At 43.3% G+C, this 10,780-nt stretch carries 5 protein-coding genes; all 5 read right to left on the minus strand.

Features of this window, described 5'->3' with window-relative positions:
* Positions 1–531: 531 nt before the first annotated feature.
* The 5 genes from ACG2F4_RS18565 to ACG2F4_RS18585 all read right to left on the minus strand — a co-directional run bounded on the left by ACG2F4_RS18565 (position 532) and on the right by ACG2F4_RS18585 (position 10,245).
* Complete coding sequence (locus tag ACG2F4_RS18565; protein ID WP_395262445.1) at positions 532–2,079, minus strand: sulfatase-like hydrolase/transferase; 1,548 nt, start codon at positions 2,077–2,079, stop codon at positions 532–534.
* A 130-nt stretch (positions 2,080–2,209) separates the two neighbouring features.
* Positions 2,210–4,036, minus strand: a complete 1,827-nt coding sequence (locus ACG2F4_RS18570) for an arylsulfatase (protein WP_395262446.1) — start codon at positions 4,034–4,036, stop codon at positions 2,210–2,212.
* 51 nt (positions 4,037–4,087) lie between these two features.
* Positions 4,088–5,590: a RagB/SusD family nutrient uptake outer membrane protein gene (locus tag ACG2F4_RS18575; RefSeq protein ID WP_395262447.1), complete on the minus strand. Its 1,503-nt coding sequence runs from the start codon at positions 5,588–5,590 to the stop codon at positions 4,088–4,090.
* A gap of 44 nt (positions 5,591–5,634) precedes the next feature.
* On the minus strand, positions 5,635–9,072 hold the full coding sequence (locus ACG2F4_RS18580) for a SusC/RagA family TonB-linked outer membrane protein (protein WP_395262448.1): 3,438 nt from the start codon (positions 9,070–9,072) through the stop codon (positions 5,635–5,637).
* Between the two features lie 63 nt (positions 9,073–9,135).
* A complete protein-coding gene (locus ACG2F4_RS18585) occupies positions 9,136–10,245 on the minus strand; it encodes a FecR family protein (protein ID WP_395262449.1) in 1,110 nt (369 codons plus the stop codon).
* Between the last annotated feature and the right edge of the window lie 535 nt (positions 10,246–10,780).

Here is a 10,780-nt window from a genome sequence, read left to right on the forward strand (position 1 = left end):
TCACAATGTTGTTTATACTGATTAAAAAGATAAAGATTATAATAACTACATTTTCACTTCATACTCCGTTAGCAAGATAACATTTCCTGTTGGGTACTAAAGAGGGGTTCAAAACGCGAATCTACTGTCTTTTGGTCATCAACTACACTCCCGAAAGGCTCTCGTCGCCCTGCCCATACATCTGCTTGAGCAGCAGGCTCACCATTAGAGGGCTTTAACCCGGATTATTCACGAAGTAGAACAAATTACAGCTTAAGCCAATGATATTATTATATCTGGCGGAAATACCCGGTAGCTCAAATTTGGGTATTGTCACAAATAGCTGCGAAATTGGGCCGTGCACTTCGTTCAAGTAGCAAGGGAAGCACGCTTTAGCAATATACAAAGTCCAGACCGGAAAAGATCAAGCATACCAAGATTCGAACTCCCATCGGAGTATTTCAGACCATTGGAGGGCTAAAACTCCTTCCCCAGAAAGGAAAAGCCTGACTTAATTTTACAAACCGACATAGGATTACTGTTGAAGCCTGTTCAGGTTTCTGGATTATTTGAAATTCTACTTTCAAACGCATCAAGCATATTACGTAACTCTTTTGCAATCTCCTGATAATCAGGATCATCTATAATATTGTTTGTTTCCATGGGATCCTTTTGAATTCTAAATAATTCCTCAGTAACCGGATGATTCTCGTGGTAACGTATAAATTTGAACTCCGGCGTTCTGATGAATCTTGACCGAATCGACTGATATTCTTTCTTATTATCCACTTCGGAAGGTAGTGGATAGAAATTATCGAAGTTATTTTCTCCATACACGGCTTCATGGATCTCCTCTTTCTCAGAATAAATCAACGGCATAATGCTTTTACCAGGATAAGAACTGGGAATTTTGAGGCCGGCTATATCCAGTAACGTTGGAGCAATATCCACATGTGATATGAGGGCCTTTTCCCGTTTTATTCCTTCTTCTTTCGATATTCGTGGATCGTATATGATCATCGGGGCTTTAGCTGATTCTTCATACAGAAGAGCCTTGCCCATTAGCTGTTTTGAACCGGCAAAAAAGCCGTTATCAGAGGTATATATAATAACGGTATTATCATCGATACCCAGCCGTTCCAATTCATTGCGAATTCTTCCAACCACGTTATCTACTCCGGTAATAAGAGCGTAATAATTTTTTATGAATTCCTGGTATATACTCTCTACTTGAATATGCCAATTCTTCCTGTAATCTACGCTTTTGCCGTAATAATCCTCGGTTCTGCCAAAATACCATTGGGCATTGCGACTTTTTTCCTTGACAACGTCAGGCAAATTCTTGTGATATTTCGGATCATCGTTCATCATTCGTGGAATGTCTACATTTTCGTACTTATTCCTGAACTCTTCCGCTGGAGTAAATGGGGCATGAGGTGCTTTAAAACTGATCGATAAAGCAAACGGTTTGTCAATATTTTGGGCTAAGCGCAAGAAGTCTGTAGCCTGGTTTCCCATAAATTCAGTGAGATGTCCAGCCCCCGATATATTCTTATATCCATTGAATTTGCCGTTACTTGGAAAATAACTGCCCTGTCCCGGGAACCCGTTCCACCGATCAAAATACTCAGATGGCATATACTCACTTCGATTTTCAAATCCATCATTTTTTACTTTTTCTTCTCCGCCCACAGCAAATCCAAACTTGCCGATAAAACCGGTATAATATCCAGCGTTGCGCAATTGAACCGGGTAGCTTGCTTCAAACTCACTTTTTGTAATGATATAGTCAGTTGGTCTGTCAAAACCCGCTTTATGTGTACTCAAGTATTGACCTGTCATTACAGAAGCTCGGCTGGGTTGACAAATAGGAGCTACATGATAAGCGTTGTCAAAAGATATTCCATCGCCAGCCAGTCTATCTAAATTCGGTGTGATAACATATTCATTTCCCATAAATCCAAACGCATCAGCTCGCTGGTCATCGGCCATCAAAAAAATTATATTTGGTTTTTTTTCAACCGTTTGATCTTTCGGCTGACAGCCAGAAAAACCGATGAGAAAGACCAGGATTAAGATTAATTCAAGCTTTAAATTCATTGCAAATCCCAGGTTATTACTCTTCTCATACTGTTTATATTTATTGGGTTTCTACAAGGGGAATATTTTAAGCGGTATAAAACATATGCTTACAACCCGCAAGATTTTTTAACACAAACAACATTCCCTACTACTCTATTTTTTCTATATAGGTATAATACGAGGGATATACCCGTCCCTCGTTGTCCTGTAATATAGCCGTCATGTCATATTTGCCCGCAGACAGGGTACCTTCAAAATGCACTGCTTCCGCACCCGGCTGAATAGGTTTTGTCTCCCCGATATCCCCTAGGTAAAGCGTGGCTTGTGTCATGCTAACATTATTACTACCAGGCATGGGAGAACTAATCTCAATAGTCTCTTTTCTTGCTTCCACTTTTTCGTTGATCGCAAGCCCGCTCTCACGTGGATAACGGCGAAGGCTAATGCGATATCGGCCTGGTTCCCCCAGTTCCACTTTCAGTATGCCCTGCCCTGTTGTTGCATCCAGCGCCCCGTGCTGATGCCAGGCGTTCTTGTAGGGATATATATGCATGTCATGGGAGCTGATGCGAACTGGATTCTCGTAGCGTGTTCCCGCTTTTATATACGCGTACCGTTCATTGACGTTTTGCTCCATCAGGGAGGTCCACCACTGTTCGTAACTTTCCCTCAGGCGGTCCACCACCTCCGGATACTTGCTTGCAAGGTCATTTTCCTGACTTCGATCTTCTTTTATGTTATACAGTTCACGACCATTCACCAACCGCCAGGTCTCATCCATGACTGCTGATTTACGCCATTTGACCAGATTGAGTATGCGCTGGGAGTCAACTATGAGGGTCCGGTTTTCTTCCCACTCCGGATTCTCTTCAAGCAGCAGGGGGGCGAAGCTCTTCCCGTCCAGGGGATTGGTTTCTACAAATCTCAGGTCTGCCAGTTCCGCCAGGGTTGGCAGCAGATCGATATGGGCCAACAGCTGGTCGAGATCTTTGTCCTCTCCTATATTGCCGGCTGGCCAGCGCAGGGCAAAGGGCACCCGGTGCCCGCCATCATATTCGCTGTTCTTGGTACCCCGCAATCCCGCATTGAATCCATATTCGGTTCCATTGCGCACTCGATATCCCGCTGCCGTGCCGTTGTCACCCAAAAATATAAGTATCGTATTTTCCCGGAGCCCGAGCTTTCGGATATGGTCCTCCAGACGCCCTATGTTATCATCAATATTCGTAATCATCCCGTAAAATCGCTTCTGATCTTCCAGCAACCGGTCTTCATCCTTGTACAAATTGTAGTACTCCTCGGGCACATGAAACGGAGAGTGGGGAGCATTCGTAGCTATATAAGCAAAAAACGGTCTTTCCTGGTGTTCCTCGATAAAGGCCATGCTCTCATCAAAAAATATGTCCGTGACGTATCCTTCATACGTGCGAGGCTCTCCATTCTTCCAGTAGGTATCATCAAAGTAGTTATTGCCCCAGTAATCGGGTCCCTGCGTTACGCCACCTCCTCCGTGACGCACCGCCTGCTGGAATCCCCGGTCCAGCGGTCGGAACGGGTAATTATCTCCCAGGTGCCACTTGCCAAACATGCCGGTGGCATAACCGTTTTGCGCAAAGATCTGGGCCAGGGTCTTTTCATCCTCATAGAGCAGTGAGCGGCCCGCGATGGTGTGCCACGTGCCCACGCGATTGGAATACCGGCCAGTCATCAACGCCCCGCGGGTCGGTGTACAGGTCGGGGAAACATGGAAGTTGGTGGCCCGTACCGACTCTTCGAAAAGATTATCCAGATGGGGCGTTTGAATAATCTCGTTCCCATGAAAACCCAGGTCCCCGTAGCCCTGATCATCCGTCATAATGAGGATGACATTGGGTTTATTACTATCGTTATAACGGTCATTTACCTGACCATATACCTGTGAATAAGTAACTAAAACAAGAATACTGAACGTGAAAAATCGAAAATATAACTTCATTTTAGTAATTATTTATTGGTGAAATGACCGTTATGCGAGTGCTAATTAGTTTTAGTATCCGGGGTTTTGAGTAAGATTTCCATTATTACGCAGTTCATCCGTCGGAAGAGGAAATAGCAAATCTCTTTCTTGTAAAGTTGACCCATCTACAAAAGAATGCCCTACATAATCGTTAAACGTATCAGCTTCAATGTCATAAGCTTTTCTGGTACGGACCATATCAAACCATATTTCATTTTCATAAATCAGCTCATGCCACCGTTCCTTCCAAATTGCCTCACGAAATTCTGATTTAGTCAGGCCTGAAAGATCAGATATTTCGGCTCGTCTTCTTATTTTATTAACAGCTTCATACGCATCTGAGGTCGGTCCAGAGACTTCATTTGAAGCTTCTGCAAAATCCAGCAAAACGTCAGCGTAACGAATGACCTGCCAGTTTAACCCCGACTGTGCCGTATTCAGGTGTGCTTGTTCATCCCAAAATTTATATATGAAATGATTAGGAAACTGAACGGTTTCATTGCGGTCAGACTCAGAAGTATAATTAGTAAAAAAGAACACCTTCTCTTCTGCTCTTTTATCACCGGCTTCATAAGAAGCAACAAATTCATCCCGCGCAAATCCGAACCCTTGTTCAGAAGAATAAGCTGAGACACCAAACTTAAATGGCGGCAGACCTATCTGAAGTACATCGTTATTTTGTTCTCCTTGTAAATATTGGACAGAGAATATATGTTCAACCGTATTGTCATTGGAAGATTCACGAAAAGGAAGATATAAATCAAACAGCGAATATTCTTGGGAATCGATTACCTCTTTAGCTTTATCTCGCGCGAGCGTGTAATATTCGGTCCCCATCTCTAACGGATAGCCGGCCATCGTTAAATATACATCTGCCAGCAGAGATTTAACGGCACCTAAAGTTACTCTTCCACTTGAATCATTAAATGATAAACCTGAGCTCTCAGCTGCAATCAGATCGTCTACAATTAATTGATAAACCGATTCAACTGATGAGCGAGAGGGTTCTAAATCAGGACTACCTAAATCAACCGATTCCGTTATCAATGGGACTTCACCAAATATTCGCACTAAATTAAAGTAGTAATACGCTCGTAAAAAACGTGCCTCCCCCAACAGCCTATTTTGCGTAGTTTCATCCATTTCGATGTTAGGGATTTCAGCAATTGCCAAGTTTGCATTACCGATACCTCTATAATGGCTTACCCAATAATTATTTACAGCTGGATGATCAGCACTCATCTGGAGATCACTGATAATTTTAAAATCGGGAAAACCACCGTTAGGTGTAAACGTTGAATTAAGGGCACCTGTACGCAATTCAGTCATTAACCAGGATGCCTCTGATTGTACAGGATAAAGGCTTTCATACGCGGCATTAACAATTCCTTCGGCATGTGATGGTTGGGTAAAATAATTATCTGTATTTAGATTGGATGGATCTTGGTGACTTAGGAAGTTTTCACACCCCATCAACAGAATTGTCAGAAAACCACACGATAATAAAAGATAGATATTACTTTTGATATTCATGGTTCTATACTTTGAATGATTAATTAATTTCTTTTTTGGCAGAATTATAAGCTAAAACTTAACCCCAGTTGGAAAACTCTGGGCTTGGGGTAGCTGTACAGATCATCGCCTTGAGAGAAGTTACCCGTAAACGATGATACTTCAGGATCAAAGCCGGGATACTCATCTATTAAAAAGAAATTCTGCATTGAGGCGTATATCCTCACATTTTTCATATTGCCCCATTTTTGTATCAATTCAGATGGAAAATTATACCCTAACACAATATTTCTACCGCGAATAAACGAGCCATTTTCAATTCTTCCTGTAGAACTTAACCTGTCTTTATAGGCAGCAGTTGGCCTGATTTCAGGTACCATCGTGTCTTGATTATTGGGAGTCCAGGCATCAAGAACTTCGGTAAGAACATTCGTTATTCCAGTTCTATCAAGTGTAGTAGACCTTGAGTTAAATGCAGTCTCATTTCCATACATATATTGTATGTCAACCATTAAATCGAAATTCTTATAGGTCACATTATTAATCAAAGACCCATAACCATCAGGATTACCATTACCAATGATAACCCGATCTTGTTCATTGATGGCACCATCATTATTGATATCCTTATACTTGATATCACCTGGAAGCCGATTGTATTGTGCAGCCTGAGCCGCTTCATCCGTATTCCAGGTTCCAAGCTGAATATATCCATAGAAAGAGTTTACAGGTTCTCCTTCACGTATGATTCTATTACCTGTTACAGGGTTACCTCCTTGAACAATATCTTGACCACCGGTCAAGTGCAGGACCTCATTTTTATTGATAGAAATATTAAAAGAAGTGCTCCAGAGAAAATTACTTTTGCTAATATTTCTAGTTTTCAGAGTTAACTCCACACCCCGATTCTCCATACTGCCAATATTACGGATAACGGTACTGTAACTACTCGTAGATGGTACTGGAGCAGCCAACAGCATATCATCGGATTTTTTGTAGTAAATATCTCCTTCAAATTCTACTTTATCCGAGAATAATCCTAATTCGACACCCAAGTCGATTTGGGTATTTTTTTCCCATTTCAAATTAGGATTAGCCATCTGATTTAAACCAACCCCGGTTACTCTGGTACCACCAACTATATATGAATAGTTACCTAAACCTGTAACTGTGCTGTAGTTCGGTATTTCGGAATTACCGGTAACGCCATAGCTAGTGCGTAGTTTAAGGTTGGATATTATGGAACTGTTCTCCATGAATTCTTCTTCAGATACTCTCCATCCAATAGCTCCAGATGGGAAAAACGCATATTGATTATCTTCAGAAAATCTAGAAGACCCATCAAAGCGTCCTGTTATTGTGAACAAATATTTGCTATCGATTGTATAATTAACCCTCGCAAAATATGAGTTTAGGCTATGCGCACTTGCATTGGACTGTGGTGGTCGGGGATTAGAAGCTATTCCCAGATTATTATACTCAAAATAATCATCAAGAAAGTCATCAGCTCTTGCAAATTTCGTGAAATTATCAACTCGCTCCCACGATAACCCCAATAAACCAGTGAAGGAATGCCCTTCGAGCACGTCAGTCTCGTAGGTTAAATAATTCTCAAATTGCCAGGATTTAATTTTTTCGTCAGATATTTCAGCCCTACCATTATCGGAAATAAATCGCAGGTCATCACCGGCATAGAATTTAGTTTCCTGGTCTATGATACTTAAACCAAAAGTTGTTCTTAATTCTAGCCCCTCTGCCAAGTCAAAATTAGCAAAGGCATCTGCCAGTGTATTAGTACCGTCTAGAATTCGTTTTGTCTCATTAACAAGTCTAACTGGCTGAGCGCCTCCTTCCATACCTGGATAATCAGACGTTCTTCCAAAGGTCCCATCAGGGTATCTAACAGGAGTGATTGGTAATGCCTGCAGTATTGATCTTGTAGGCGTAATCCCCCCAGCACCTACTGCCCTGGGCTGACTGGCTTCCTGTACACTATAATTAATGGTACCACCAGCAGTTAACCAATCATTGATCTGATTGTTAATATTCAAACGTCCTGAATAACGTTTTAAGGAGGATTTTTTAAGAATTCCTTCCTCATCTCTGTACCCAAGGTTTACCGTATAACTATTATTCCTGTCTCCCCCAGAAAAAGACAAGTTATGACTGTTCGTAAGTGCAGTTCTAAGGGCCTCTTCTTGCCAGTCTGTATCATACAATGGCTCACCAGACGAATCGAAAAGCCTTGGATCTGTTCTTTTAGTAGCAGGATCTACAACACTACCAGCTAATCCATATTTAGCTGCATTTTGGAAAGCCAAGTCTTCAACAGCCAGGAATTGTTCTGAGTTAAGTAATCCTATCTTAGACCAAGAGGGAAGTTTACTTGCGCTAAAAGACCCATCATATGAAACCGTACTTCCAACTTGTGCAGGACTTTTTGTAGTTACTAAAACCACTCCATTTGCCCCCCTAGCTCCATATATAGCAGTTGCAGAGGCATCTTTAAGCACTTCAATCGACTTTATATTACCTGGATCCAAATAATCTATAGGAGAAGTACCATTAGACAAATTAGCTTGAGGAAGAACAACACCATCAACAACAAATAATGGATCATTGGGACCTGTTATTGAAGAATTCCCTCTAATTCTTATCGTAGCCCTACTGCCGGGTCTACCCGAATTTCTAGAGACACTAACTCCCGCTATTTTTCCTGATAAGCCCTCCTGTACACTAGTTGGAGAACTTGCTTTGAATGCCTCTTCGTCAACCGTTCCAACCGAACCGGTTAAATCAGATCTCTGCTGCGTACCATATCCCACGACAACCAGTTCTTCTCCAGAAATGGCTTGTGATTGGAGTTCAACATCAAAACTTGTTCTACCCTCAATTGGAACTTCTGTTGTCTGATATCCGATAAACGAAAACACCAGCGTATCCTGCAGGGATGGCACACCCAACTCAAATCCACCCTCGCTGTCGGTGGAGGTACCTGTGGTCGTACCCTTAACCAGTACATTCACCCCAGGCAACGTTTCTCCGGTCTGGGCATCGGTGACTGTACCGGAAACAGTTTCAAGCACGATCTCCTTTGCCGTCTCTTCTCTTTTCAGCAATACCAGCTGGCCGCTCTCCGAAATGGCGAAGCGCAGGCCCGTATCCTTTAACACCTTCCAAAGGGCATCATTCAAAGAAATGGAGGTGCGCCGAAGGGTTATTTCCGCATCGTCCGGCAGCGCATCTTTAGTGTACATCAATTTCAGATCGGCCTCCTTCGAGAGAACCTGCAGGGCCTGTTCCAGGCCGGCCTCTTTAATATCAATGCTGATAAGCTGATCCAGGATCTTGTCGGTATCACTGTCCTGCCACACCGTTTTACCGTTTGACAAAACCAGCGCCGAAGCACCTTTCTTCTCGTTCCCTTGTTGTGCCAGCAGTCCCGGTACTACCATTACTGTCAGCAACAGTATCCCCATGAGTTGTATCACTAGCTTTTTCATAAACTATCCCATTTTAATTTTGATAAATTAGAGTTGATTTATCTCGTTACCAGTTTGACCATATTACTCTTGGTCACTTTCATGTTGTGCTTGAAAAATGACTGTCCGTTCTTTCTTCTGAACTTTTAAATCCAGCGACAATGCAATACCCTTCAGTACCTCACTCATCGACTGGCTGTAATCAATTTCCGCGGTGAGCCTCTTGCGGGCTATCGCGTCATTTTCGGTTCTTATCTCAATGGCGTACCACCGCTCCAGTTTGGGAATAATCTGACTGAGCGGCCTGTCTTTAAAGATGAGCTTGCCTTCGGTCCACCCCATGTACCAGTTCATGTCAACACCGGAGAGGACCTCCGGGTCACTTTCACTGCTAACCCTGCCGATTTTATTTTTGGTAACAATCGCCTGTTTCGAGCCAGCACCTTCCTCCACGGGTTCCCGGCCCAGCGCCACCTTACCTTCCGAAACCACAACTTCGACCTCATTACGCTCATCAGGCCATGCTTTTAACAAAAATTTGGTCCCCAGCACACGGGTAAATGCACTTTCGGAATGTACGGTAAAGGGCTTCGATTCATCATGCGTGACTTCGAAATAAGCCTCCCCCTCCAAAAACAGTTCTCTTTCCCCTGAATTAAAGGAGAGGGGGACCTCCATGCGGCTGCCCGCGTGGAGAACCACCCTGGAACCGTCACTTAAAATGTAGGTCGCCCGCTCCCCATTTTGGGCGACGATTTCCCGTTTGGCAATTTCTGCGGATTCGCTGTCCTGAGAGGTTAGTTCATTGTAATTACTATACGTAAAAAGTCCGGCAGCCAGCATCACCGCCGCCGCGGCCGCTACCATCACCAACCGCCGAACGACTTTGTGTGAATGGGAGTGCGTATGCTGAGTGGGCGCCTGCGGCAATTTTTGCTCACGCAGTATTTGGCCGACCTGCTCAGAACCGCGATCGAGCCGGTCCATATCCTTTACGAGCCTTTTCCAGGCATTTTCGGGATCGACCTGGTAGCCGGGAATACGTGACTGTTCCCAGACCTCACGAAGCTCCTCCACCTTTTTTTCCCGCTTCGGTTCTTCGTTAATCCAGGACTCCATAGATCGCTTCTCCTCACTGTCTAGTTCACCGGCAAAATATCGGGCCAGCAGCTCCCAGGGTATATTATCGTTCATTCTTTTCGACATTCAGCGTTAAATTATTTCCTCGTTTCAATACCTATTACACCCGAGCCTGGCGGTTCTATGACAAAAAAAATGGATTTTTTTAGAAAAGAGGGACTGCTGGGCTATTCACTTGAAAGGCGCTTTTTACCCAAGTGTCAACGTTTCTCTTTTAGATGGCTTTGCAAAACCGTTGTTTTTGCTCTGTATTTTCGAAGATTCGAGGCTGCTTGCTATCGCCAATATCCTTGCCAGCTTATAACCAGTAACGAATAATGAAACGGAGGATCTGCTTCCCTTTCGGGGTTTGTTCACACAAAAACGAACAATCCTACCATCGGAAAGGAGCAATTGTGTTTTTTTTGAGGAAGTCTAAAAAAAATGCAAACCTGTTTTCCCGGCCTTGAATGGGGCGCGAAAGCCGACGCAGGCTATTGTGGATGCTGCACCTAGTGTAATGAATCAAAAAAACGTAAACTAATTTTAAGCTACCTGTTGGAATACTGGCGCCACCCATTCCCCCTTTGAAGGGGGCGCAGGGGGATGT

It is taken from the genome of Halalkalibaculum sp. DA3122 (assembly GCF_043951865.1).
In the GTDB taxonomy this organism is placed as follows: domain Bacteria; phylum Bacteroidota; class Rhodothermia; order Balneolales; family Balneolaceae; genus JAMQKA01.

What these genes read in the sequence shown, in the direction of transcription:
- ACG2F4_RS18565 (WP_395262445.1), bottom strand. Translation starts at nt 2,079, where the DNA reads ATGAATTTAAAGCTTGAATTAATCTTAATCCTGGTCTTTCTCATCGGT.
- ACG2F4_RS18570 (WP_395262446.1), bottom strand. Translation starts at nt 4,036, where the DNA reads ATGAAGTTATATTTTCGATTTTTCACGTTCAGTATTCTTGTTTTAGTT.
- ACG2F4_RS18575 (WP_395262447.1), bottom strand. Translation starts at nt 5,590, where the DNA reads ATGAATATCAAAAGTAATATCTATCTTTTATTATCGTGTGGTTTTCTG.
- ACG2F4_RS18580 (WP_395262448.1), bottom strand. Translation starts at nt 9,072, where the DNA reads ATGAAAAAGCTAGTGATACAACTCATGGGGATACTGTTGCTGACAGTA.
- ACG2F4_RS18585 (WP_395262449.1), bottom strand. Translation starts at nt 10,245, where the DNA reads ATGAACGATAATATACCCTGGGAGCTGCTGGCCCGATATTTTGCCGGT.